At 42.9% G+C, this 25,494-nt stretch carries 26 protein-coding genes; 15 read left to right on the forward strand and 11 right to left on the reverse strand.

The genetic code is table 11. The annotated features are described in order from the left end of the window. A partial coding sequence (locus tag AAFP11_RS16830; RefSeq protein WP_341738108.1) for a glycosyltransferase family 2 protein occupies positions 1-778 on the reverse strand: 778 nt, incomplete at its 3' end. A 4-nt stretch (positions 779-782) separates the two neighbouring features. Here AAFP11_RS16830 and AAFP11_RS16835 point away from each other — a divergent pair. The 3 genes from AAFP11_RS16835 (at position 783) to AAFP11_RS16845 (ending at position 3,864) form a co-directional block, all read left to right on the forward strand. Further along, positions 783-908, forward strand: coding sequence for a hypothetical protein (locus AAFP11_RS16835; RefSeq protein WP_340518730.1), 126 nt, complete (start codon positions 783-785; stop codon positions 906-908). 24 nt (positions 909-932) lie between these two features. Beyond that, complete coding sequence (locus tag AAFP11_RS16840; protein WP_341738109.1) at positions 933-1,112, forward strand: hypothetical protein; 180 nt, start codon at positions 933-935, stop codon at positions 1,110-1,112. A 250-nt stretch (positions 1,113-1,362) separates the two neighbouring features. Continuing rightward, positions 1,363-3,864, forward strand: a complete 2,502-nt coding sequence (locus AAFP11_RS16845; protein WP_341738158.1) for a serine/threonine-protein kinase — start codon at positions 1,363-1,365, stop codon at positions 3,862-3,864. A gap of 39 nt (positions 3,865-3,903) precedes the next feature. Here AAFP11_RS16845 and AAFP11_RS16850 read toward each other — a convergent pair whose 3' ends face one another. Further along, positions 3,904-5,307 (reverse strand): hypothetical protein, encoded by a 1,404-nt coding sequence (locus AAFP11_RS16850; RefSeq protein ID WP_341738110.1) that lies wholly within the window; start codon positions 5,305-5,307, stop codon positions 3,904-3,906. Positions 5,308-5,385: 78 nt separating this feature from the next. Here AAFP11_RS16850 and AAFP11_RS16855 point away from each other — a divergent pair, with 78 nt between their 5' ends. Further along, on the forward strand, positions 5,386-6,411 hold the full coding sequence (locus AAFP11_RS16855) for a hypothetical protein (protein WP_341738111.1): 1,026 nt from the start codon (positions 5,386-5,388) through the stop codon (positions 6,409-6,411). 277 nt (positions 6,412-6,688) lie between these two features. Here AAFP11_RS16855 and AAFP11_RS16860 read toward each other — a convergent pair whose 3' ends face one another. Further along, positions 6,689-7,012, reverse strand: a complete 324-nt coding sequence (locus tag AAFP11_RS16860) for a TMEM14 family protein (protein WP_340518725.1) — start codon at positions 7,010-7,012, stop codon at positions 6,689-6,691. A 127-nt stretch (positions 7,013-7,139) separates the two neighbouring features. On the opposite strand from AAFP11_RS16860, the gene AAFP11_RS16865 reads away from it, so the two are divergent. The 4 genes from AAFP11_RS16865 to AAFP11_RS16880 are packed head-to-tail and all read left to right on the forward strand — an operon-like array spanning position 7,140 to position 10,444. Further along, entirely contained in the window at positions 7,140-8,444 is a 1,305-nt protein-coding gene (locus tag AAFP11_RS16865) for an ATP-binding protein (RefSeq protein WP_341738112.1), read from the forward strand. A gap of 34 nt (positions 8,445-8,478) precedes the next feature. After that, positions 8,479-8,925 (forward strand): tellurite resistance TerB family protein, encoded by a 447-nt coding sequence (locus AAFP11_RS16870; protein ID WP_341738113.1) that lies wholly within the window; start codon positions 8,479-8,481, stop codon positions 8,923-8,925. 24 nt (positions 8,926-8,949) lie between these two features. Continuing rightward, the gene (locus AAFP11_RS16875) at positions 8,950-9,429 is read left to right on the forward strand and encodes a thioesterase family protein (RefSeq protein ID WP_341738114.1); all 480 of its coding nucleotides are present in this window, start codon (positions 8,950-8,952) and stop codon (positions 9,427-9,429) included. Positions 9,430-9,469: 40 nt separating this feature from the next. Beyond that, positions 9,470-10,444 (forward strand): putative 2-dehydropantoate 2-reductase, encoded by a 975-nt coding sequence (locus AAFP11_RS16880; RefSeq protein WP_341738115.1) that lies wholly within the window; start codon positions 9,470-9,472, stop codon positions 10,442-10,444. Between the two features lie 195 nt (positions 10,445-10,639). On the opposite strand, the gene AAFP11_RS16885 is transcribed toward AAFP11_RS16880, so the two are convergent. The 4 genes from AAFP11_RS16885 to menA form a co-directional block, all read right to left on the reverse strand. After that, positions 10,640-12,058 (reverse strand): 2-succinylbenzoate--CoA ligase, encoded by a 1,419-nt coding sequence (locus AAFP11_RS16885; RefSeq protein ID WP_341738116.1) that lies wholly within the window; start codon positions 12,056-12,058, stop codon positions 10,640-10,642. 8 nt (positions 12,059-12,066) lie between these two features. Beyond that, positions 12,067-13,086: an o-succinylbenzoate synthase gene (locus AAFP11_RS16890; protein WP_341738117.1), complete on the reverse strand. Its 1,020-nt coding sequence runs from the start codon at positions 13,084-13,086 to the stop codon at positions 12,067-12,069. Positions 13,087-13,162: 76 nt separating this feature from the next. Then, a complete protein-coding gene (menH, locus tag AAFP11_RS16895) occupies positions 13,163-13,963 on the reverse strand; it encodes a 2-succinyl-6-hydroxy-2,4-cyclohexadiene-1-carboxylate synthase (protein ID WP_341738118.1) in 801 nt (266 codons plus the stop codon). 129 nt (positions 13,964-14,092) lie between these two features. After that, positions 14,093-14,989 (reverse strand): 2-carboxy-1,4-naphthoquinone phytyltransferase, encoded by an 897-nt coding sequence (gene menA, locus AAFP11_RS16900; RefSeq protein ID WP_341738119.1) that lies wholly within the window; start codon positions 14,987-14,989, stop codon positions 14,093-14,095. A 382-nt stretch (positions 14,990-15,371) separates the two neighbouring features. On the opposite strand from menA, the gene AAFP11_RS16905 reads away from it, so the two are divergent. Both AAFP11_RS16905 and menD read left to right on the forward strand, forming a co-directional pair. Next, complete coding sequence (locus tag AAFP11_RS16905) at positions 15,372-16,805, forward strand: isochorismate synthase (protein WP_341738159.1); 1,434 nt, start codon at positions 15,372-15,374, stop codon at positions 16,803-16,805. 100 nt (positions 16,806-16,905) lie between these two features. Then, positions 16,906-18,828, forward strand: coding sequence for a 2-succinyl-5-enolpyruvyl-6-hydroxy-3-cyclohexene-1-carboxylic-acid synthase (gene menD, locus AAFP11_RS16910; protein ID WP_341738120.1), 1,923 nt, complete (start codon positions 16,906-16,908; stop codon positions 18,826-18,828). A 71-nt stretch (positions 18,829-18,899) separates the two neighbouring features. On the opposite strand, the gene grxC is transcribed toward menD, so the two are convergent. Continuing rightward, positions 18,900-19,214, reverse strand: coding sequence for a glutaredoxin 3 (gene grxC / locus AAFP11_RS16915; protein WP_341738121.1), 315 nt, complete (start codon positions 19,212-19,214; stop codon positions 18,900-18,902). Positions 19,215-19,477: 263 nt separating this feature from the next. Between grxC and AAFP11_RS16920 the strand changes: the two genes are divergently transcribed. Next, positions 19,478-19,693: a hypothetical protein gene (locus AAFP11_RS16920; RefSeq protein WP_341732576.1), complete on the forward strand. Its 216-nt coding sequence runs from the start codon at positions 19,478-19,480 to the stop codon at positions 19,691-19,693. Positions 19,694-19,895: 202 nt separating this feature from the next. Here AAFP11_RS16920 and AAFP11_RS16925 read toward each other — a convergent pair whose 3' ends face one another. Then, on the reverse strand, positions 19,896-20,573 hold the full coding sequence (locus AAFP11_RS16925) for an ATP-dependent Zn protease (RefSeq protein WP_341738122.1): 678 nt from the start codon (positions 20,571-20,573) through the stop codon (positions 19,896-19,898). Positions 20,574-20,853: 280 nt separating this feature from the next. Here AAFP11_RS16925 and rseP point away from each other — a divergent pair, with 280 nt between their 5' ends. The 3 genes from rseP (at position 20,854) to rpsN (ending at position 23,110) form a co-directional block, all read left to right on the forward strand. Then, positions 20,854-21,951: an RIP metalloprotease RseP gene (gene rseP / locus AAFP11_RS16930; RefSeq protein WP_341738123.1), complete on the forward strand. Its 1,098-nt coding sequence runs from the start codon at positions 20,854-20,856 to the stop codon at positions 21,949-21,951. Positions 21,952-22,020: 69 nt separating this feature from the next. Next, positions 22,021-22,668, forward strand: coding sequence for an endonuclease III (nth, locus tag AAFP11_RS16935; protein WP_341738124.1), 648 nt, complete (start codon positions 22,021-22,023; stop codon positions 22,666-22,668). 139 nt (positions 22,669-22,807) lie between these two features. Continuing rightward, positions 22,808-23,110 (forward strand): 30S ribosomal protein S14, encoded by a 303-nt coding sequence (rpsN, locus tag AAFP11_RS16940; protein ID WP_341738125.1) that lies wholly within the window; start codon positions 22,808-22,810, stop codon positions 23,108-23,110. Positions 23,111-23,300: 190 nt separating this feature from the next. Here rpsN and AAFP11_RS16945 read toward each other — a convergent pair whose 3' ends face one another. Then, a complete protein-coding gene (locus AAFP11_RS16945; RefSeq protein WP_340518710.1) occupies positions 23,301-23,630 on the reverse strand; it encodes a hypothetical protein in 330 nt (109 codons plus the stop codon). A 68-nt stretch (positions 23,631-23,698) separates the two neighbouring features. On the opposite strand from AAFP11_RS16945, the gene aat reads away from it, so the two are divergent. Then, positions 23,699-24,277 carry a leucyl/phenylalanyl-tRNA--protein transferase gene (gene aat / locus AAFP11_RS16950; RefSeq protein ID WP_341738126.1) on the forward strand — a complete coding sequence of 193 codons (579 nt, stop codon included), beginning with the start codon at positions 23,699-23,701 and terminating at the stop codon, positions 24,275-24,277. 160 nt (positions 24,278-24,437) lie between these two features. On the opposite strand, the gene AAFP11_RS16955 is transcribed toward aat, so the two are convergent. After that, positions 24,438-25,217 carry a calcium-binding protein gene (locus AAFP11_RS16955; RefSeq protein ID WP_341738127.1) on the reverse strand — a complete coding sequence of 260 codons (780 nt, stop codon included), beginning with the start codon at positions 25,215-25,217 and terminating at the stop codon, positions 24,438-24,440. Positions 25,218-25,494: the final 277 nt, after the last annotated feature.

A 25,494-nucleotide genomic window follows, 5' to 3' on the forward strand; every position in this document is an offset into this window, starting at 1 on the left:
CATAAAGTCCTAGCTTTAAACCCGCACGTTTGATGCGTCTGGATAATTCCACATCTTCGACAATTTCGCCAGCAACTGCTTCGTGACCGCCGATTTTTTCGTAGGCCGATCGCCTAAATAGCATGAATGGCCCAGCGGCAAAAGCACTGTCTACTGTCGGATCGTTGACGGCGGTAAAGTCGAAGCAAACTGCTAGGTGATTGAACATTAAGGGCTGGACTAACCATTCGGCGAAACACTCACAAACCAGGGCGGGCATACAGGTTAGTAGGTCAATTTTTTCGGTTTCGACGGTTTCCAGGGCGGTTTCGATCGCCTGGGGTTTGAGTCGGACATCAGCATCGATAAATAATAAGAAATCTCCCGTTGCTACCTCGACAGCTTGGGCGCAGGCCCAGTTTTTGCCCGCCCAATATTGGTTGGCCGGTCGGGACTGACCTGCTAGTATTTTGAGGCGGGGGTCATTAAGTTGCTGTTGGAGAGTTTGGGCGATCGCCAGTGTGTCATCTGTGGAGCGATCGTCTACAATCAAAACTTCTAGGTTGTCCACAGACAGCCGTGTACTCTCCAAAATCGCGATCGCGCAATCCCGAATATTCTCGGCTTCGTTGTATGCTGGTACGATTACAGAAAATTTAGGGAACTGAGCAGTAGAGGGTGCTGACTGCTGAGCCGGACTTTTACCCGTTCGAGGTGCATTTTCGACCGATCGGCGTAAATTCTTAGTGTAGGCTGTACTGACAATTAGGGAAAAAATCAGCAGGGTTAGCAATATCAAAGTGATGTTACCTCAAAATTTCGTCGCGGTCACGCAGTTGACTTGGTTAAATACTAAAAAACATTACAGCAAAAAGCTAGTCGATCGCCCGGAAAGTTATTTTGGCGATCGCTCTTGCTATAATTTGTGAGCATCTTTCGCTCAACGGGGCTTCATGGGTCAAACCAAACACCCGGTTAGCGAGGGAAAAACCGAGGATATATATCAGTTGTCAGAGGATACTGCAATGGGTGAATTTCTTACCGTCGATATATTAGCAGACGGGATAGCGATAGTGGGTGCTTTGGGTTTCTTCTTTTTGGGATACCAAGCTTTGCAGATGTTAAAAAAATAAAGTATGGCGGATGTTGAAGCAAGAAGATCCAACGACTGCGTTGATCCGCTCCCGTAGTCTAAGGACAGGAACCGAGTCAGGAAGAAGCAAGAAGGATTAGCTCCTTGAACCCCCGATCAGAGGATGGTTGCATCACCCCCCTACTCCCCTTGGGAAGGGGGAGAGGATGGAATGGAGACTCGACTACAACCGACCCAACAGTAAAACTGTTTCTGGCGAAAATCAACCAAAAAAAGGCTGCGTTATTATCATGGTGAGCCAACTTTTAGATGGACGCTATCAAATCATTGAAGTCATAGAAACAGGAGAATTTGGACTAACCTATCTGGCTAAAGATATTCGCCGTCCAGGTGAACCTCAGTGTTTTGTCAAGCACCTGCGTCCAGGTAGCAGCGAACCGAAATTAATTAATGCTACGCGCCGTCTTTTCCAAAAAGAAGCAGAAGTTCTAGAAAAGCTCGGTTTACATGACCAAATTCCTCAATTATTTGCTTATTTTGAAGAAAATGAAGAGTTTTTCTTAGTAGAATCATTTATTGCTGGTCACTCCTTATCCACAGAGATTGTCCCCGGCAAGCCACTAACAGAAGAAAAAATGATTTCTTTGCTGAAAGAAATGTTAGAAATTTTGGTATTTGTACATGGACATGGAGTAATTCACCGAGATATCAAACCTGCCAATTTAATTCGCCGCTATGCCGACAATAAATTAGTTTTGATCGATTTTGGGTCGGTGAAAGAAATACATATAGCCCAAAGACAAGCGCCGGTGACTGTGCGGATCGGGACTCTGGAATATATGCCGATCGAACAATTTCAATATAACCCCCAACTCAATAGCGATATCTATGCTTTGGGAATGATGGGAATCCAAGCGATTACTGGCGTGCCGGCTTACGATTTGCCGAAACTGCGAGATTTGAAAAATTCTAATAAAGGTGAAATAATTTGGCGGCATTTAGCAAACTGTTCCCAAGGGCTAGCTGATGTTTTAGATAATATGGTGCGCTACGATTTTCGGGAACGATATCAGTCGGCGTCGGAAGCTTTAGCCGATTTGAGAAAAATAGGCGATCGCTCGCGATCGCGCATTCCGAAACTCACCATATATCGCGAAGAAGTCGATCGACGCACTAGCAGTCGCGGCGACATTACAGTTGTCGGCCGCAGAATATTAGATGAACTGCGTGTCAGCTTGGAATTGCTACCAGAAGAAGCAGAAACCATCGAAGACGAGGTATTAAATCCTTACCGCAAATACAGGGAAAAAGGGGAACGCTACGAACAAGCACTGCAAGAAGCAATGCAGCAAGAATATCCGTTTTCGGCGACAACTCGCGACGAATTAAAACGATTGCAGCAAGTTTTAGGACTTACGGATGAAGATGCCGCCAACATAGAAGAATTAGTCGTCCCTAAATCTTTATTCTCGAAATTATATAAGGCAATTTCTACAGTCTTAGCAGGACACGGCAAGTCCAATCAGTCCCCTGGGGAAACTATTTCTCCACTCAACTTGCCGCCCAGTCAAGAAACCTACTCACCGCTGAATTTAAACGGTAAAACTGACTTGACCGTCAAGAATACCGCACCAACTGCCCCGCCGAAAAATCCCAAATTCAATCCTTTACTTGCGGGAGCTGCAATGGCGGCTATTTTAGCGGCGATCGGCGGAATTTATGGCTATTTGAAATGGCAAGAATGGCAGCAGCGACTGGCGAGAGACTCGCAACAAGTTAATCAAATTAATGCTCTTTATCAAGAAAGCAATTATCAAGACTGCATCGGCGAAATACCAAAAATTGCTAACACTTCCACTAGCTATTTATCAGCTCAAAAATTACAGGAACAATGCCAAGCAGGCCTCCGCTGGCAACACCCGAAAGTCAAAAATTTTGCTCAACATTCCGATGCAGTTGGAGCAGTGGCTTTTAGTCCAGATGGCTTGATATTAGCCAGCGGTTCCAAGGATAAAACTATCCAAATTTGGGATTTAGCTACAGGTAAGTCGCTCCGTACTTTTCAGGGTGATTCATCCACCGTTTGGTCCGTTGCTTTTGACTCAAATGGCTCGCGATTGGTAACTGGTACGGGTTTTTGGAGAGTGATGCTGTGGGATTTGAAAACAGGGCAATTGATTCGCAGTCTTGACCATAATGCTTCTGTTTGGTCCGTGGCGATTAGTCGCGATGGTAAACTAATTGCTAGCGGCAGTGGAGATAAGACAACCAAGATTTGGGATGCTGTAGATGGCAGACTAATTAATACTTTGCCAGACCATACAGATTTTGTTTATTCTGTGGCTTTTAGTCCCGATGGCAAAAGTTTGGTAAGTGCTTCTAAGGATAATAAAATTACAATTGTTGATGTGGTAACTGGGAGGTTGCTCAAGACTCTTGATGGTCATGCAGACCAGGTGAGAACCGTGGCTATTAGTCCCGATGGCAAAACATTAGTTAGTGGTTCTTATGATGAAAGTATTAAAGTTTGGAATCTGGAAACCGGGGAGTTGATTCGTTCTCTTAAGGGACATTCTGATGATATTGTATCGATTGCTATCAGTCCTGACGGGAAATTTATTGCTAGCGGTAGTAAGGATAAAACTATTAAAATTTGGGACTTGGCTACTGGTGAATTGCTGAATACTTTGACCGGACATTCCGATGAGGTTTATGTGGTGGCTTTTAGTCCCGATGGCAAAACTATTGCTAGTGGTTCTAAAGATAATACTATTAAGTTGTGGCTGAGATAATCATTGTCTGGGAGACTTTTAGATTTGAGATGGGAGATTTTAGATTTTCGATTTTAAATTTAGTCCACAATTGACAACTGACAACTGCTCTAATTCCTCGTGATTTGGATAAATGTCCATTGAGTCTTCTCGGAACTTAAAATAATAGTAGAGATTAGCTACAGTTAAATCTGATATTTCTTGCCAATTGGAGGGGGCTAAAGCTGGATATCCAGTGGCGATCGCCTGTTGGGTGATATAAAATTCCTGTCCTCGGCGGAGTTCCGGCTTCAGGGCGATCGCTAGCTGGTCTCGCAAGGAGAGAAAGTGAGACTTTGGCTTTAAATTTTCATAGAGTGAAAATTCCGGGGCTACTATGGTGAAGGGAGTCTGGATAGTGCTTTTTAAATGATCTACACTTAGTTGATCTAAACTCGCTAATTGGTGCTGATCTTTTGGGGACAAAGTTTGCATCCAATCAGCCTCCAGATGCCAAAATTCCAGCGCATTTAAATCGTGACCGAGAATTCTGATAACTTCGGGAAATAAAAAATCTAGTTCTAGTTCCGATTGGCATTCTTTAACCACAGTTAAACAATGTTGATGGATTTTTGATTGGAGTTCCTGGAGGCGATCGCTAACCATATCATAGGCCCGCTGCAACTGAAACGTAACGGCGATCGCCTGTTCTATCGCCCAAACGCATTCCATTTTCCTCATTTGTCCCGCGGAACACAACCCCTCCAAAAAACAGGAATTTTCATAAATTTTTAAAGCCTCAAACAACTCTTCGCGCCCGCTATTAATTTCCGAATTCCGCAGTTTCACATCCCCTACAGTCAGGGCAGACTGGCAGCGTTTAATCCCTTTAGAAAAAACATCATAACCATTAACCAGTTGCAGGCGGTGTACCTCAAATTTTGAGTCATGAGCCACCTTATACATGTGCTGAATTACCTCTACTCCTTTGTCTTTGAGGATATGCCTGAGATCGATAAAACCATCTTTAATTTTTAGCCTTTGCTGCTTTGCTTCTTCTTTTAATTGTAATATTTGTTCGAGATTTACTGCTGACAAAATGGTGGGGGATACATTCCCGACACCAATAACAGCAGTAGTGGCTTGCATCACAGCCAAATTAATTTTTAGGGAATTAAGCACTCTGTATATTTTTTGAAATCCCACATGAGTTTGAGCAATCTGCAAGGGTGCCATTGTCAGATGCACAGGGGCTACCAGTGGCTCTAGGGGGCTACCTCCTGCCAAGTGTGCTAGCAATCCTAAAACTCCGCGAGTTTCTGGAATTTCACTCGTTGATTGATAAAATATTTTGGCAATCTCCACAAACTCCCCAGTCACTGGATCTCTAGCAGCCGGCAGCAATTTTCCTGTTTGGGTAGCAGGCTGCACCAGGTTGCCAGTATTGAGTAGAGCCTGAGTTGTAGGGGTGAATACATAATTCATGTTGTGGCTCAGTTTGCATTCAAAAAGGCAGATATTGTGTATTGTATGCTATTTAGGGAGAGAGAGGAATAAAACGAAATGAATGAATATCTCAAGGTATTCCAGGCTATTACCCAGTTTAGCGATCGATTGCTCGCAGACGAATACAAATCCCTAGAAATGAAAAAGTCAGCTACTAGCCTCAGCGTAGATGTGCAACCTTGCATTCAAGAAATCAAGCAATCTGCCCTCAGACTCCAGGCTTTACTTCAGGTGTGTTTTAAAGATGTATCTGATGCTGAGGATATCTGGCATAGCAAGCCGAGAATTGCTCAAGCATCTTCCGTGGATATTTGGGAGCAAATTGGCAAACTCAGCGGATGCGATGCGAGAATTCGTAATTTAGGAAAACATGGCAAATATGAAGCTGTTGTTAAAGTGCGCCAACTCTGGAAAGAAAAGGCTGCTAAGTTACAAAATCAGTGGTTTTTGTGGGATGAACCTCAGCAAAAGTTTCAAAGAGATAATATCGGTTTTTATGAGAAAAATAATTTACATAAAGAGTTACGAAGTGAAGTGAATTCCCATGCCGAGCGGGTAGTTTTGATTGTGGAAAATGAACTTAATACAATTTTTAAAGAATTACAAGGTCTAGACATAGAAAAACTTGAATTTTGTATTGAATGCTTCGATAGCCAAAGTCAATCTAAATTTAGAGAGCAATTACAGTCTATAGGCGGAGAAATTGTCTCTAAGTTTACCGAACCCATGAAATATTTGCCAATCTCTGATATGAAGACTTTCAAAGAAACGGTCAAAACTCCTGTGGAAACTCTGGTGCATAAAAGCAATATGGGAATTAGTTTGGTCGATTTTGAAGAATGTTGTAAGGTGATTGGAGCGATTATAGATAATTTGATTATTTTAATATTTGAAGACCGGATTAATTTAGCAATTCAAACTATTGAAAAAATGATGAGGTTCTACAATGATTTTTTAGATAAGCAGGTGAGATACCAGAAAGAAACACCGGAACAGCGAGAGGCGGAAAAAGATTGGATGGAATTGCAGTCCCAACAACTGCGGCAAGTTCAGCAGCATATTGAATCAGTTATTGGTCAATAGTTATTTGTTATTGGTTATTGGTTATTGGTTATTTGTTATTTATTGTTTGTTATTTATTGTTTGTTATTGGTTATTTGTTATAGGTTATTGTTTTTTTGTTATTGGTTATTTGTTATTGGTTATTTGTTATTTGTTATTGGTTATTGGTTATTGGAGGCAGAGCCTCCAGGTATGTATTCCCAGGAATATCCTGGGAACAAGACTCTACAAGACTCAAAACCAACAAAACAAATAACAAATAACAACTAACCCTCAACAACAGTCAACAGTCCACTGACTATTGATATTGACCGCTGATTTCGTAGGCGATCGCTCCGAAAGAGGCTAAGCTGGCTAAAATTAACATTCCTGCTGGCATGAATTTGCGAGTTTTTACTAACCGCAGAATAAACACAACTACTAAAACAGCAGAAATGGCTGCTGCTAATATCAAACCCCAACTTTGTCCCATGAGCTGGGCGATACCAGCTAAAATTAGCAGCGAACCGCTAACGAGACCTGAAATTAAGGAGGCTTGGCTTTTTGCCTTGACGTAGCCCATGATGCCACCAATCAGGGTTAAAGTCCCATAGCCCAGGGCTGCTGCTATACCTAAATTCATTTTTTATCCTTCTGATTTCACAAGTGCATCTAAATTTATACAGCGCTGCCTGCAATTAGTGTCACGAATTGTTAGAAAATTTATTAAACCCCACTGGGATATTTCACTTCGTTATACAACAGCAATTATGTCGGCCCTAACTTCTGGTGCGATCGCCCAAATTCGCTACTTCCAACGTCAAGCAGCATCCCTGTTGCTATATCAATCTGTCTTCAAAAGCCCTGCTGGTCAAGCTTTTCTGGATTTGCTGCAAACCCTGCACCACAGCGAAGTCAGCGGTTTTGACTGTCTGACAGCCTATGGGAACTGGTTTAAAGTTCAGGCTGCTCAAAATGTGAGCTGGAAAGATTTCCTGATTTCCCAAATCCTCAAAGACGAAAACCCCTTTTCTCGCCAATCTCAGAAAACAGATTTTGCCAGTTTGTCTCCCGCCTTAGTAGAAGCTGCACGACATGATTTACAAGTGTTACAAAATCTTTATCAATGCAGTGGGGAGCAGTTGAGTAAGTGGGTACGAGTCGCTGGACAACTGGAAGCTGTACCTCCGGTTTGGCATTCAGAAACTATCAAAGAAAGTGATGATTTGCCTCTGTCTGGAAAACTGGAAAATTGGTCTAGTGCTGCGGAATCTTTGGCAGAATATTACCGAAAGTTTGGTACTGGTTTATTTGCTGAATATCGCGCTTTTCAGTGGCGAAATGGTCAGTTGGCGAGTATTTATCATCCCGATCGCATCAAGTTGAAAGAGTTGGTTTGCTGCGATTGGCAGCGAGATGCTTTGGTCAAAAATACGGAATTTTTGCTGGCTGGTTATCCGGCTTTGCACGTTTTGCTATACGGTAGTCGTGGTTCTGGTAAGTCTTCTTTGGTGAAGTCGCTGTTGAATGAGTTTGGCGATCGCAATTTGCGCTTGATTGAAGTATCTAAATCCAATTTGCAAGATTTGCCGCTAATTATGGAACAGTTGCGAGGTGTTCCTCAAAAGTTTATTATTTTTGTAGATGACCTTTCCTTTGAGGAAGATGATGATGCTTTTAAAGCCTTGAAAGTGGTTTTAGAGGGGAATGTCACCGCCAAAGCTCAAAATGTAGTTGTTTACGCCACATCTAATAGGCGGCATTTAATTCGAGAGTTTTTTGACGATAGGCCCCGCCCCCGCGATGGTGATGAAATTCATGCTTGGGATACGGTGCAGGAAAAACTTTCATTTAGCGATCGCTTTGGCTTGACTTTAACTTTTGAACCGGCCGATCAAAACACTTATTTAACCATTGTCCGACATCTGGCACTCCTGGCTGGTATCCAACTAGCACCTGAAGATTTGGAACACCGGGCTAAAGAGTGGGCAACTCGCCGTAATGGGCGATCGGGCCGAACAGCGCGACAGTTTGTAGATTTTCTGAAGGCAGAGTTAGCTCTTTCACAAAAGTAGTACAATTCAAACATTAAAGAATGAGGAAATTACCATGGGTTTATTTGATAAAATAGCGCAGACTCGCCAACATAGTGAAGTCACTTTGGGGCCGGCCGAAGCATTTGCAGCGATCGCCCTAATTGCCGTAGCAGCCGATGGTTACATTAATGACAACGAAAGTCAAGTCTTAAGCATCACTTTATCTCGGATGCAACTGTTTAGAAGCTATCCGAATGATGTCATGAAAAAAATGCTCGATCGACTACTGATGCTGCTGCAAAGACAAGGAGTTCAGGTATTATTTAATGCGGCTTTAGCCACACTTCCCGACGAACTCAAAGAAACTGTTTTTGCGGTGACAACTGATATTGCTTTAGCAGATGGTGAAGTTTCCGAAGAAGAAGAACAGCTTTTGAACGATCTGTACATTGCCTTGGAAATTTCCGAAGAAATTGCCCTCAAAATTATCGACGTGATGTTGATTAAAAACAAAGGTTAAAAAATCAATCTCAGGACAAAATTAATGAGTTTTGAATTAAATAAATACCAGATTTTTAACTCAAAACTCAAACCTCAAAACTCAAACCTACTGCAAATGTCTTTTACTTATAGCCGCACTGTCCGCTTTCAGGATACCGATGCTGCTGGAGTTGTATACTTTACTAACGTCTTGGCGATGTGCCATGAAGCTTACGAAGAATCTCTGGCCGCATCGGGAATCAATCTCAAAGCATTTTTTAGTAATGCCGAGCTAGCCATTCCGATAATTCATGCTAATGTAGATTTTTACCGCCCGATGTTTGCGGGCGATCGCCTAACTATTCAATTGACACCAAAACAGCTTGCAGGCGATGAATTTGAAATTGCTTATCAAGTTTTTTTGGGAGAAATTACAGGGAAATCCGCAGCTAAGGCTGTTACTAAGCACGTCTGCATTGATTCAGTTAACCGAACTAGAAGACAGCTATCGGAACAATTGATGCAGTGGCTCAGCCAATTTTAGATTTTAGATTGTTTGTACTGTTTATTTATTGATGATTAATATGCCAAATCGCAATCGCAATTATGCCATCGTCGGCACCGGAGCTTTAGGCGGATTCTATGGTGCTAAATTGCAAAAAGCCGGTTTTGAAGTTAATTTTTTGCTACGCAGCGATTACGATCGCGTCAAAAAACACGGTTTGATTGTCGAGTCTCCCGAAGGTGACTTCACCCTCTCCCAAGTCCGCGCCTACCACGACGCGCACAAAATGCCTAAATGCGATGTGGTAATTGTAGCCCTAAAAACCACTCAAAATCACTTATTGCCCAAGATTTTACCTGGTTTATTAAAAGATAATGGCGTGGTTTTAGTATTGCAAAATGGACTGGATATCGAACCAGAAGTAGCTAAAATAGTCGGTGCAGAACGAGTGATTGGCGGGCTGTGTTTTTTGTGTTCTTATAAAATTGGGCCCGGTCACATCTGCCATCTCGATTACGGGACTATCACCCTGGGGGAATATTCCGAAGACTATAATCCCCCAAAAATAACTAATAGATTGAATCTGATAGCGAACGATTTTAAACACGCCAAAGTTCCGATTAAAGTGAGCGAAGATTTACTTTTGTCGAGGTGGAAAAAACTGGTTTGGAATATTCCTTATAATGGACTGTCTGTAGTATTGAATGCCAGAACAGACGAACTGATGGCTAATCCCGATACTCTGATTTTAATTGAAGAAATCATGAGGGAAGTAGTAGCGGGGGCGAAAAGTTACGATCGCATTATTCCCGATAATTTTATTCCACATATGCTCGACTACACTCACAAAATGAAACCTTACCGCACCAGCATGAAAATCGATTACGATGAATTGCGCCCCCTCGAAGTTGAATCGATTTTTGGGAATCCCATACGATTAGCGGAGCAAAGAGGAATTAAGTTGCCACAAATAGAGGTGCTTTACCGAATGTTGAAGTTTGTGGATGCTCAAAATCAAGAATTGGAAAGGAAGCGACAGCTATTAAGTTTGTAGTAATTGGGAATTCAATAGGTTTGTAGTCATGACTTTAGTCGCGTTCAAATTTTGAGGACTTTAATCGTCACTACAAACCATTTTTTATTACCGACTAACAGGAGATGATATCAATTCCGGTTGTAGCGGAATGATTTAACCGCGAAGGCGCAAAGGACGCGAAGGAAGATAATAGAGAGTTTAATAATTCCGATGCTAACGGATTTTATATGACACAATCGCCATTTCTTGTAATAATTCGCGATTGATTTTCCCTTGGGAATTTCGCGGTAATTGTGCCGCCAAAACCCAATATTTAGGGCGCTTAAACTTGCTCAATTTACCTTCTATTGCACTTTGCAAAGCTGTGACAGTAACTGTGGTATTTGTGGGAACGTAAATCGCCGTTACTACTTGACCCCAATGTTTGTCTAGCACACCAATGACTGCCACATCGGCAACTAAATTAGTCGTCCTAATGGCGGCTTCTACTTCGGCAGGAAATACGTTTTCTCCGCCTGTAATAATCTTATCACTGTTGCGTCCGACAATGTTTAAGTAGTTATTACGATCCAAAAAACCTAAATCATCTACTTGAAAGTAGTCGCTATCACCCAATTTTGGGGGATAATAACCCAAGGCTAAAGACTTAGCATTTACTGCAATATTTCCGACTTGATTATAGTCCAAAATCTCGCCTTTAACACTACGAATTGTTACTTGAGCGTGGGGTAAAATATGACCAGAACTGTTATTTCCAGCTAGGAAATCTTCGGGTTTGAGTGTGGCAATTTGCGAAGCAGTTTCTGTCATGCCATAGGTAAGGGCTAATTTAATCTCATATTTTCTAGCGGCTGCCAAAAGTTCTGGCCAAGGGGGAGCACCGCCCAAAAGTACGGTAGGAAATCGTCGAAGCCAATTAGCTGTCTCTGAGTTTTGCAACAGGCGTTGCAGTTGAGTTGGAACTAGGGAAATGAAAAATTCTTCGGGTTTGATATGGCATTTTTCTCCTGATTCTAGTCTTTTAAATACCTGGATTGCCAGTTTTCCTCCCGTACTAAAGCAACGCATGAATTGCATTAAACCGCTGACGTGATATAAGGGCAAAACGCAGAATGAGTTAATTCGATCGAGTTGAAAATATTGTTGGAAACCTTGAACTGATGCGGTTAGTGTTTCCCAAGTGTGGATGGCAAAACGGATTTTTCCTGATGAACCGCCGGTGGGAATCATAATTAATGGTAATTTGTCAGTTTCGGAGGAATGGATATCCGGCGAATGGAATTGGTTACTACATGAAGAAAATCTGCTTTCGCAAAGTGGAATGTATCCCAAAATTAAGTCGGGTTTGACTAAATCAAAAACTTGTTGCCATTCTGATTTTCCCCAGTTGGGATTGCACAGAAAAATGTGGGATTTGGTGGCACAAGCAGCTATGAAACTGGCAATAAATTGTACTGGTTCTGATTCGGCTAGGAAAATTGTTTTTGGTGTGGGCTGTGGTTGATTGTGGGTTAGTTGTGGAAATAGGCGATCGACTATTTGACCAATTTGGCGACTCTCACCACCAATCAGCCAATTATCAGGCAATCTGGATGCGATATTTAGAATATTTACTGTTACATTTGTTGCCATAGATGCTTTCACGAACTTTTTGAGTTATCAGTGGTAATGTCAAATCCAAAATCTAAGATTGAATGATTTTTGTCGTCGAACCAGTCATCGGTGCCGAAGCCTAATGCTCTAGAATTAAGAGATAATTGTCTTGCTAAATTCAATGCTGCTTGTCTGCCTATCTGGGTTTCAAATACGGATGAAAAAACAGCGTCTATAGGGTGGATTTCACAAAACTTCCGCAGTTGGGATGGGGAACCAGCAATCGCAGGTTTGATGACGAAAATTCCCCTCCAGCCTCCCTCGTAGCATTCTTGGATGCGATCGAGATTGGCGACTGATTCGTCTAGGGCGATCGGAGTTTTGTAAACAGCACTCAATGCTAGCATTTTATCAAATTGTGATACAGGTAATGGCTGTTCTAAAAATTCAATTGTTACGGATAAGTCTGGATTTTTTAACAGATTGTCGCCAGTGTTTAGCCAGGTTTCAGCTTGGGAGTAATTGAGTCCACCGTTGGCATCTAATCGTAAAAATACTGGATCGCGATCGCCCAAATCATCCATTGCCTCGATTAGCTGCTGAAAAACCTGTAATTCTTCGTCCATCGCAGCAACACCAATTTTCCATTTAAACGTCCTAAATCCCTGTTGCCAAAGCGTTTGTAAAGCTGATAAAGCTGTTTTTCCCGCGGGCAATAAACCACTGTACCGACTATTTTCTGCCTCGTGTAGAATGGATGCAGAGCCTGAACACGAGTTAGATAGTGCTGACTCAAAGCCAAATTGACAAGCAGGCAATTCACTGGAAATAGCGAAAATAGTTTCTTTTGAAATATTAGTTGGTAACGATGTGCAAAAATCTAAAGCTTGGTCAAAAGTTTCGGAACCAAACCAGCTCAAAGGGGCAATTTCTCCCCAACCAATTTGACCTTTTTCGTCCGTAAGTTTCAGGATAATTCCCGCTCGAATATCCCAAACACCGTGACTTGTTTGTAATGGACGCTTAAATTTTCGATGATAAGTCTGAAATTGAAATTGATATAACATTTACTGAATAGGGAATAATTAGCACTGAGATTGCGCGCGTCACTCAGAATTAAACAGAGATTTAGCGTAAGTTTTGTCAATCATAAAATTGTCTCACAGCGCCGACAAATTCATCGATATTTTCAAAATGGATGTTGTGACCAGCTTTGGATACAATTTTGTTATGGGCTGCGGGACATAAACTGGCAATTTCTGCATTAATCCTTTGAAATTTATCATCGTATTCTCCCGCTAGCAACAGGAGAGGAATTTGATTTTGTGCTAGTTTTTCCCAGAGAGAGGGCTGCTTGCCGGTTCCCATGTTGCGGAGGGATTTGGCTAATTCTATGGGGTTATTTGCTAAACGGGTTTCGATGAGTCGCTCGAAATTAGGAGATTTTTTTAATGATTGGAACAAAGGGCGATCGTACCAGTAGTATAAAAATTCTTGAAGGTTGCTATTTTCCAGTTTTTGTGCTATCTGCAAATCGGATTCTAGGCGGTGCGATCGCTCTTTTTGGGTCTTCAATCCCGGCGAAGCTGACTCCAGCACTACTTTCTCGAATCTGTCAGGAAAATGTAAGGTCATATAAAGCGCCAATCGCCCGCCCATTGAATAGCCTAATAACAAACATTTGTGTATTTGTAAATCATCTAATAGGTGTATTAATGCTAGCGCTGTATTTGACATATTATAGCAAGTTTCTTCGCCCCTGATGCTGGTTTTTCCGTGACCTGGAAGGTCAACTGCTAGACAGTAATAACTTGGAGAAAGTAAGGCAATGATGGGGGTAAAATCTTGCAAATCACCAGTAAATCCGTGGAGTAATAAAATTATTGGCTGTGTGGATTTTCCCGTTAAGGAATAGTTAACATTATATTTTTTAAGGTGTTTCATTTGTGATTAATAGAAGTAATTCTGTTGGTAGTCAGGACTTTAGTCATGATTGACTAAAATTTGGCAAAAATGACTAAAACCTTGACTACGAAACATATTCTATTTTACTTCAATTGGCGATCGCCCGATTTACAAAACAAACCCCAACGCCAGCAGTAAACCGCTGACAAAATGCAGGGTGACAGCAATAAACTTGCAGTTGCTGACTTTTGTTGGCCGATCGTGATTGTCTGTGACATGGCGGCAAAGGTCGATCGCCAATGACAAACTCCCAAAAATCAACAGCGTCCAAATTGGGAAAATTTGCAACACCACAAACAGCACAGTCAAAGCATAAATGCTCCCGCAAAACCACTGCAACAACAGGGCACCTTTTTCTGTACCGAGTCGAACAATCGGGGATTTTTTGCCTGCCGCCAAATCATCCGCAACTTGATGAAAGTGAGAACAAAATAAGATAATACTCGTAGTAATTCCCACGATTACTGAAGCGCCAAAATTAGTAGCTGACCAACTTTGAGTTTGACTGTAATAAGCAGCAGCTAAAGCTAGGGGACCGAAGGTAAAAAAGCAGATAAATTCTCCTAAACCCTGATAGCCCAAACGAAAAGGAGGCCCTTGATAAGTGTAGCCCAGAGCGCAACACACAACTACCAGCTCAATGACTGTTAAGTCCTGTTGCCACCAGCTTATGGCACATATTCCCGACACTCCCAAAGCTAAAAACAGATTAGCCAACCAGAAAATTAAAGCTTTATTTCCGGTTAAATTAACCAAGGAATGTGCTTTGTTTTTATCGATGCCGGTTTCTGAGTCAAACACATCATTGGTGAGATTCAGCCATGCTATAATTAAGATGGCTGATATTAAAAAAGTCGAAAAGATTGACGAATTAATCGTTTTAGTTTCCGCAAAAGCAATGGCTGTTCCTACCGAAATAGGAATCACGGCTACGCTGTACATGGGTGGCTTGATTGCGGCTAGCCACAGTTTACTATTGGGACGTTCAATTAACTTTGTTGTCATTATACAAACTTGATTCAATTGATAGCAGCTTAGTAATTTTACAATTTTATTGGTTAAGTAGGTGTAATCTGTATCAGGTTGAGTGCGTGCAGGCATCGATTCAGAGGCTGTGGAGGTACTCAAACAGTGGAAGTATCCCGTCTGTAAACCTCTGTGGGGCGATCGACTTTTGGCGACTGTTAGGCGATCGATCTATAAAGTTTTGTGTCTAAATGTTTCGATAGATCGCCCCAGAGTCTGTTTTTTTGCCCTAGGGAGTCGAAACCGGGAGGGAAACTAGAAAGGTCATGTTTGGCGATCGCCCTCCCGTGCTTAGATCGAAATAGGGGTTATGGCGGGACAAACCCGCACTCTTGCTGACAAATCTGCTATTCTCGATTTCATGACAGTAATACCGCACCGCGCTAATCTTTTGCAAGACCGCAATCAACTGCATCAGTTGCTGTTAGATTGTCAGCAGTCTTTAACTGACAAATATCAAACCAAAATAGTTAGTATTTCTCAGGAGATTTACCCTCTCGATCCGCTAGCTGTACTGCAAGAGATTTCCGAACCTTGTCAGCGGCAATTTTACTTTGAAAAAAGAGACCCCATTCCCGACAAAAGTTTTGCGATTGCCGCCATTGATTCGGCAATCCATCTCACAGTAGCAGGAAGCGATCGATTTGCTGCGGCGCAAAACTTTATTCGTTCAACACTTGCCAGTACAATTACGATTGGTACGGAACGCTTGCCCTTAAGCGGGCCTCACTTTTTTTGCAGTTTTGCTTTTTTTGATGAGAACCTTGCCTCTAGTTCTTACTTTCCACCCGCTACCATATTTTTACCAAAATGGCAGATTTCTCGACAACAAGATAGCTGTATTATCGTCGCCAATGCCCTGGTAGAAAAAGAGATAAATGTAAAAAAAATAGCGGAAAACATTTGGCAAACTTTTGAAAAAATTGCATCTCTGCCCTACCGTAAATTAACTAATTATATCCATAATTCGATAGCTTTCAAACAAATACCAGTGAATGATGCCAATCAATTTAAAACATCAGTTAAATCTGCGTTAGAATTGATCGAGTCTAAATATTTTAGTAAAATTGTTTTATCCCAAGCCATCAATGTGATTTCTGAAACCAGTTTTAGTGCGATCGATTCCTTAAACAATTTACGGCTCAGTTATCCTGGCTGCTATGTATTTTTAACCAGTAACGGTCAAGGTCAAAATTTTATTGGAGCCAGTCCAGAACGCTTAATTAGCATTCACAATAATCAGTTATCAACAGATGCTTTAGCTGGTTCAGCGCCCAGGGGGAAAACAGAGGCAGAAGATGGGAATTTAGCCAAAGGTTTATTGCACAGTGAAAAAGATATTAGAGAACATCGAGTTGTGATTGATTTTATAGTCGATCGCCTGTCGCAACTTGGCATAACTCCCAATTATTCCCCAGTACCAAGACTGCTACAGCTATCAAACATTCAGCATTTGTGGACACCGATCGCGGCTCAAATTCCGCCTGATATTCATTTATTAAATATTTTAGCCCAACTGCATCCAACCCCAGCGGTAGCGGGCGTACCGAGAGATATAGCCCTAGAACAAATTCGTCGCTGCGAAACCTGCGATCGCTCTTTGTACGCAGCACCCATCGGCTGGATAGATGCCCGTGGTAATGGGGAATTCGCCGTCGGCATTCGATCGGCATTAATCGATGGCGATCGGGCTATACTCTACGCTGGTGCCGGTATTGTGGCCGGTTCGGAACCGGAAAAGGAACTAGCAGAAATTCAGCTCAAATTACAACCACTTTTAAATGCTTTGGTTTAGTTAATTGTTTATTTAGTTAGAGTAAGTAAAAATGTATTTTGATAATTATTTGGGTATAATATCTTAGCACAATACAGAGTTGAGCTACTCAGATTTAGCAATGCCAATAGATTTTCGCAATACAAACACTCTCTGGTCTTCAATATTAGCAGAAACATTACAGCGCCTGGGATTAACTACGGCTGTTATTTGTCCAGGTTCGCGATCGGCACCATTAACAATCGCCTTTGCCCAAAATCACAATATAGAAAGTATTCCCGTACTCGACGAACGTTCAGCCAGCTTTTTTGCATTAGGAATTGCCAAAAAATCCGGTTTACCCGTCGCACTCATTTGCACATCTGGAACCGCCGCCGCCAACTTTTATCCTGCTATCATAGAAGCCAGAGAAAGTCGAATTCCACTGCTAATATTCACAGCAGATCGACCTCCAGAACTGCGGGATTGCCATGCTGGACAGGCGATCGACCAAGTGAAAATCTACGGCAACTATCCCAACTGGCAAGCGGAATTAGCCATGCCTGCCACGTCCCTAGAAATGTTAGGCTATTTGCGACAGACGATCGCCTATGCTTGGGAGCGGACACAATTTCCCACTCCAGGCCCCGTTCACCTCAACATCCCCTTTCGTGACCCCCTTGTACCCGTTTCAGATATAGCTGTAGAAGCTTTAGAAACACAATTTGATATGGAGGATTTCTTTGCAGGATTAGAACCGATTGTTGCAGGAGAAATTTCTACCCCCCCCAACCCCCCCTTGCTAAGGGGGGGAGTAGGAAGAGGAAGTGCCATAGAACCCAGCCACCCCTTGTTAAAAGGGGGAGTAGGAAGTGCTATAAAACAATGGCAAAAGTGCAGCAGAGGGATAATTATTGCGGGCGTTGCACAGCCTCAATTTCCCGAACAGTATTGTAGGGCGATCGCTCAAATTTCCCAATCCTTAAACTGGCCTGTTTTAGCAGAAGGACTATCCCCACTCAGAAACTACGCTCAACTCAACCCCCATCTCATTTCCACCTATGATTTAATCCTGAGAAACGGCGAACTAGCAGATAAATTAACCCCAGAAATAGCCATTCAAATCGGAGACTTACCCACAAGTAAAGAACTGCGAAACTGGTTAGATAAAACGCAACCCAAACGCTATATAATCGACCCCAGCCACCACAACTTCGATCCCCTACACGGCAGAACCATCCACCTGCGAATCTCCCCAGAAAATCTCGCAACTGTTGTCTCCCCTCAAGTCCCCCCCCTTACCAATACCCAATCAACTCAAGTCCCCCCCCTTACCAATACCCAATCAACTCAAGTCCCCCCCCTTACCAAGGGGGGGTTAGGGGGGGTTCTCACCTCTGAATCAAACGAATACCTCCAACTTTGGCACAACACCGAAACCAAAGTCAGACAAGCAATAGACCAAAAAATATCAGCAATTCAAAACATAATTGAACCCAAAGTTTCCTGGCTGCTTTCCCAAATATTACCAGCAGGCACACCGATATTTATTGCCAACAGTATGCCAGTCAGAGATGTAGAGTTTTTCTGGCAACCAAATAACTTAAAAATCCAACCTTTTTTCAATCGCGGTGCTAATGGCATAGACGGCACACTATCAACAGCTTTAGGAATTTCACACCGCAATCAAAGCTGTATAATGTTAACAGGAGACTTAGCACTTTTGCACGATACAAACGGTTTTTTAATTAAAAATAAATTGGTCGGTCATTTGACAATTATTTTAATTAATAACAACGGCGGTGGGATTTTTGAAATGTTGCCCGTTGCTAAATTCGATCCACCCTTTGAAGAGTTTTTTGCCACCCCGCAAGATATAAACTTTGCTAAGTTGTGTGCAACCTATGGTGTGGAACACGAGATAATTGACGATTGGGAACTGTTCCAAGCAAAATTAAGTTTTTTGCCAAATAGGGGGATTCGGGTCTTAGAATTGGCAACAAATAGACGCACAGATGCTAAATGGCGGCAAGATAATCTCAGTAAATTTGCCCCAGGTTCGTAGTCAAAAAATCATGCCTTTGTTGGGTAATTTAATGATTAAAGTCCTGACTATGAACCTGATAGGGACTGTATTTAAACTGCTGGTTGAACTAGCAGCGGCTCTAAGTTTCCTTCGGCATCAAGTTTGTGAATTTCATCGCAGCCGCCGACGTGTTGGTTATTAATGAAAATTTGGGGCACGCTGCGGCGTCCGTTGGCGCGTTGAGCCATGGCATTTCTAGCTGCTTCGTCGCCGTCAATCTTGTATTCGGTGTAATTTACGCCTTTCCACCACAGCAAGGATTTGGCGCGGATACAATAGGGACAGGTTTGCCATGTGTAGATTTCCACGTTGGCTTTCATGCGATCGGGTTTGCGCCCTAATATGGGATTGAGAAATTCAAGCATTTTGAGTACCGGGGGTAAAAGTTGAACTGTTTGAGGGATTAACCATTATTTTACAAACCCAGTCATTCCCAAGTCCTACCCAAAGGTGAGGGTTGGGTGGAATTGCCCGCCACTATCGGTGAGAGTGTGACTCAAGTCACAAAGAAACTCTATTTGGATCACTTGCCAGCACCCAAAATAATCACCTTCCTATCCTTATCAATGTCACCGCTGTTTTCGGAAAATACGGAGATGATGTATATATCGAATTCAACCGTACTGCCATGAATCCCGTACAACTCCTCCCCGGCGCTATCTCTGAAATCCTCGCTTCTGTAAGCGACACAGGTGTTTTGACTCTAGCCGATCGCTACGGTTTGATGGCGGCCACCTTTGACGAGTCTCTGAATGAGGAAGAGAGAGGCTGTGTCAACCGCTTGCTACGGGCTGTCAGAAAAGGCAAAGTCAAAATCGTCAACGAATTTTCAGCAGCATTCTGATCGGGATTGACAGTTTTGTTCGGAATCCAAAGTCACTCAACGGTAGATCTCAATGACGGTGAAAATAGGCGGTAACTCCAGCAGCGGTAATTTGAATTCGATTGAAAGTTTTCTCCTGTGACTGAACAACGGTTTTTTTCTCTAAGCAGCCTGTAAAGGTTGCTTTTTTTGTGACGTAGAGTTTAACGGTGCGGGCCAAAGATTACAAATTTTCCTGTATAATTCTATAACATTCATCTATAGTGGCTCTTTTTTCCATGGCTGCAACTAGAGATTCGTAGGCTAATTTATGGCTTTCGATGAGATTTTTGGCTTGGAGAGCACCCCAGTTTTGCTTGAGTTGAATTTCGGAACTTGGACGCCGGAGTTGTGTGAAAATTGCATTGATTTTAGTGCGGTCTTCTGCTCCGCCTTCAGCATTGCCATAGACAAAATTTTCAGCGACTATTCCCGCCATCCAAACGGCGCAGTATCGGTCTAAAAGTTGGGCGGAAAGTGTGCCATTTTGCAGTTGCAAGGCTAATTGTTCGTCTTCAAATCGAACGCCTCCTTGGGCGGATTGGCCTTGTTTAAATGCTTCCCAAGCGTTGAGGGCGTAGCCTGTGACGGGAATTCCTAATAGGTGCGCGACTAGGAAGTGTCCGGCTTCGTGATGGAGGATGCGATCGCGCCTTTGTTTGGAAGTGCCCGCGAGCAAGTCTAATAAAATTGTCCCGCCTTGACCTTGCCACTGGAAAGTGTCTAAGGTGGCGAGGCCCAAAAGACAAAAAGTGGCGATCGCCGGTACGGCCTCTGGCAAATTGAATAGGGGTCCTAATAAGATTGAAACAGTGATGGCAAATATAGAAATAGCGATAATATTTAAAGAAGTTTCTTTCATAAAATGGTTAGGGATTATTAGTTATGGGTTATTAGTTATTAGTTATTGCTGCTTTGTGATTATAGCAAAAACCAGCAACTGAGTAGTGACTCATCTTTAGTTTGGTAGGTCGATCGCACTTTTGACCAAAATCGACACCAGCCGGATGGCGCACTCGACGGGACTTTAGCTTAAAATGCTATCTTCCAGTGTGATGGAAAATTGCCGATCCGATGCCACCGATATTAAAAAAGATATTAAAATAAATCAAAGTCAAATAAAAGCATAATTGGAATCCTTCATGTCAGTTTTGGCAGCGATCGCAGTTTTAGGTATCCTCATTGTCGTTCACGAACTCGGCCACTTCCTGGCGGCGAGACTGCAACACATCCACGTCAACCGCTTTTCCATCGGTTTCGGCCCCATCCTGTGGAAATACCAAGGCCCAGAAACCGAATACGCCCTCCGAGCCTTTCCCTTGGGAGGTTTCGTGGGTTTTCCCGACGACGACCCCGAAAGCACTATCCCCCCAAATGACCCGGATTTGCTCAAAAATCGGCCCGTGCTCGATCGGGCGATCGTCATTAGTGCAGGGGTAATTGCCAACTTAATTTTTGCTTACTTCCTGTTAGTAGTGCAATTTGGGACTGTCGGCCTCGCATCCATGGACTACCAACCAGGAGTTAAAGTCCCAGAAGTGGCGCTAGAAGTCAGTTCAGCCGCCGCCAAAGCCGGCATTAAATCGGGAGACATCGTTCTATCTGTAGACGGTAAGGAATTGGGGGCTTCCAGCGAAGCCATCAAATCTTTAGTCGCGGAAATCCAAAATCATCCCAACCAACCCCTAGCCTTGGAAATTCAGCGTCAAGAACAGAAATTTGTAGTAACAGTAACTCCCGAATTAACCCCTGACGGTAAAGGTCGTATTGGGGTGCAGCTAACTTCCAATGGTACTGTGGTGCGGCAGCGAGTCGGAATAGTCGAGGCCTTAACTAAAGCCTCGGCTGAATTTGAGCGGATTGTGGTGCTGACTTTTCAAGGTTTCGGGCAATTATTGAGTAATTTCAGTCAGACTGCTGAAAAGTTGTCCGGGCCAGTAGCGATTGTGGCGGTGGGCGCAGGAATTGCGCGATCGGATGCAGCGAGTTTGTTTCAGTATGCTGTGCTAATTAGCATCAATTTGGCTGTGATTAATATCTTGCCTTTACCTGCTTTGGATGGCGGTCAGCTAGCTTTTCTGTTAATCGAAGGAATGCGCGGTAAACCTTTGCCAAACCGTATTCAGGAAAACGTGATGCAGACTGGTTTGGTGCTGTTGCTGGGTTTGGGGATTTTCTTGATTATTCGGGATACAGCTAATTTGGCTGGGATAGATTTTAGATTTTTAATGAAACAATAATTCTTAGTTGTTGGTTATTGGTTGTTGGGATCGAATAACCAATAACAAATAACCAATAACAAATAACTAATGACTAAAAAAATAAGTTTAAAAAAGCGATCGCTAGAAATTTTGAATCGCCTCAAATCCCTCTATCCAGAAGCTCCTTGCACTCTCGATTACGAAACTCCCGTACAGTTGCTGGTGGCGACTATTCTTTCTGCTCAATGCACCGATGCGCGAGTTAATCTGGTGACACCAGCTTTATTTGAGCGTTTTCCCGATGCAATTGCTTTGGGGAATGCCGATTTGGAAGAATTGGAGAATTTAGTGCGATCGACTGGTTTCTATCGGAACAAAGCTAAAAATATTAAAGGTGCTTGTTGGGCGATCGCCAATAAATTCAATAATCAAGTCCCGCAGACAATGGAATTGCTGTTAGAATTGCCGGGAGTTGCGCGCAAAACGGCCAATGTAGTTCTCGCTCACGCTTTTGGAATTCATATGGGCGTGACAGTCGATACTCATGTCAAGCGATTAAGCCAGCGCTTAGGCTTGACCAAACATCCAGATCCTGCCAGGATTGAGCGAGATTTGATGCTCTTGTTACCGCAGCCAGATTGGGAAAATTGGTCGATTCGGTTGGTGTATCATGGTCGGGCGGTTTGTAATGCCAGAAATCCAAGTTGTGATGTGTGTCAACTTGCTGATTTGTGTCCTTCTGCTAATGTTTCATAGGGTCAAAATTATCGATCGGTCTTCTCTCTTCCTCTGCGTTCTGGAGCGTTCTCTGCGGTTAAATTATTTAAATTCATCCAAAATGACCAAAACATAGTATAATACTAGATTGTGATTTATCTAAGGATATCAACAGATTATGGCTAAAAAGAGCATGGTCGAGCGCGAGAAAAAACGCCAAAGACTCGTAGACAAGTACGCTGACAAACGCGCAGACCTGAAAGACCAGTTCGACCAAGCTGCGAATCAGATGGATAAAATGGCGATTCACCGCGAACTACAAAAGCTACCCCGCAGCAGTTCCCGGACTCGCTTGCGTAACCGCTGCTGGGCGACTGGTCGTCCCAGAGGTTACTATCGTGACTTCGGGCTGTCTCGGAACACGATGCGAGAAATGGCTCATGAAGGTCTTTTGCCCGGTGTAGTTAAGTCTAGCTGGTAGTACAAAGAACGAAGGAAGAAGGAAGAAGGAAGAAGAAAGAAGGAAGAAGGAAGAAAGCCCTTCGACTCTTCGACTGCGCGAAGGGGTACGAAGAAGGAAGAAAAAACTCACAATCAATTTAATGGGCAAGATTGTGTTTTGGGTAGATTCTTGTTTCCTGATTCTGAGTTAAATTTTCCTCTTTCTTGCTTCATTGTCCGCAGCATTTATCGATGCCCAGACTTTCTAGTAATAAGTCGCTGACGGCATTGGCGATCGCAAATTCGCCGTAGAAGCTTTTAGAAAAATCATAGGCTTGCATTTCGGTGACGATCGCAATTACGAGACTGCCCACATCATTTTCGCCTTCCATGCGTTGGCGGACATAGATTTGGGCTGCTCTTTTGGCTATTTGCTGGTTGGCAGCTTCTGGGATAAACTCAGAGTCCAGCCATGCGAGCAGTGTTTGTTGGAGCCATTCACCTTCCTGTTCTGGGTTTTTGGCTGGTGGTAAGGTGATGGGTGCGATCGATTCTGACATAGTTATTCCTAATTCCTAATTGCTAATGTTGGCGGTTAACGGTCAAGTGACAAACAACAGATAAATTTATGCAATATGATATACAGTCAATTATACAAGGATATGCCCAAGGCTATTTCCTGATGGCAAATGACGGTGAAGATAGTTTGGGCTGGTATTCCAGCCGCCAGCGGGCGCTGATTCCCCTAGATGGAAGCTTTACCTATCCTAAATCCCTCCGCCGTCAAATCAATCAAAATCGGTTTTCCGTGGCTGTAAACCGCGATTTTGGAGCGGTGGTTGAGGGTTGTGCCGATCGCGAAACTACCTGGATTTCTCAAGAACTCAAACAGATATATTGGGCTTTGTATCAGACCGGTTGGGCTTACAGCTTCGAGACTTGGTATGGTAACGAATTGGCTGGGGGAATTCTCGGATTGTCTATAGGCGGCGCTTTTATTGGCGAATCGATGTTTTATCGAATTCCAGAAGGTTCTAAGGTAGCGATGGTGAAATTGGTAGAGAGATTGCGCGATCGATATTATCTACTATTCGATGCTCAAATGAACAATCCTCACCTCGAAAGATTCGGGGCTTATACTGTCAAAGAAAAGCAGTACAATGCTCTCTTGGAAGAAGCTTTGAAACGCAAGTGTTCGCTGTTGTAAATCGCAAATTCCTCGTTCTTCAGCTTGGCTTGGGAACGAAGAATTTTGCAAGCCGATTCACTACTTACCCATAAATATCATCATCTATGAACTGTTAGTTACTAGCCAGGAGCCAGTATTTAGGCAAGAAAAATCATGTTTCACATCCACCTAAAACTAACTACAAAAACTGGAAATCTGAACCATTAATCGCCAAAGCAAACGGACTTGCCGTTTCAAATGAACCAGTTAGATCGAAGTTGTTATTATTCAACACGATTCCCAAAATCTGCCCATTACTGCGGTTACGAATCACCATATCGTTGACAAGTCCGTCATTGTCATAAGCAATCAGATTCTCGTCAGTAAACAGCAAACTTAATTCAGTTAAGCCATCGGTGAGACCAAGGCGATCGCCCTGGTCAAAATTAAAATCAGTAATCACATCAGCTTGAGCAACACTAAATGGTTCATCATTGCTTTTGATCACAAATATATCACTACCAGGGCCACCAGTCAAGACATCAACACCGCGATCGCCCACGAGAAAATCATTACCTTCATTGCCCTCTAAATCGTCATCTCCTTGCCCACCTCGCAGTAGATCGTTGCCACGGCTCCCAAACAAAACATCGTTACCAGCATCACCTCTAATGACATCATTGCCCTCATTTCCATCAAGTCTATCGTTATTTTTGCCACCGTAAATAATGTCATTTCCGGGACCACCGGCGATGACATCATTGCCGTTATTTCCTAATAGTCGTTCGTTGCCATCGGAGGAGCCTAAAATCGTATCGTTCCCATCTAATCCCCAGACTCCCCACGTAAAAGCAGACAAATCTCCCTCTATTACATTGATATCATCGTCCGTAGCAAATCCCAAAAAACGCGGTCCCCCCCCAGCGGACACAGGAAATCCTGTCAGATCTCCGAGTAGATTGTTAATCGTTAAAACCATGGATATCTCCTTTTCAAAATGCTGATTATCCTATTATATTTTAAAATTTGCAGAGACGCTCTCAATTTGAGTAAAATTTATTTTGGAACTTTTTGGTGTAAAACCAGTCAAGCGCAACTTGCTTGCCTATTTGCCATTTCCCAGATCAAATATATTGACTAGGGCAGCTAATATTTAGCACGTATCAAGTGTTTAGCACATATAATAAGCTTAACAGGCAATGTGCTAACAACGTTAATGTAACCCTGTAACGTCGAGAGGGAAAGGTTGTTTGTCA

The organism is Microcoleus sp. CAWBG640 (assembly GCF_020883015.1).
Taxonomy (GTDB): domain Bacteria; phylum Cyanobacteriota; class Cyanobacteriia; order Cyanobacteriales; family Microcoleaceae; genus Microcoleus; species Microcoleus anatoxicus.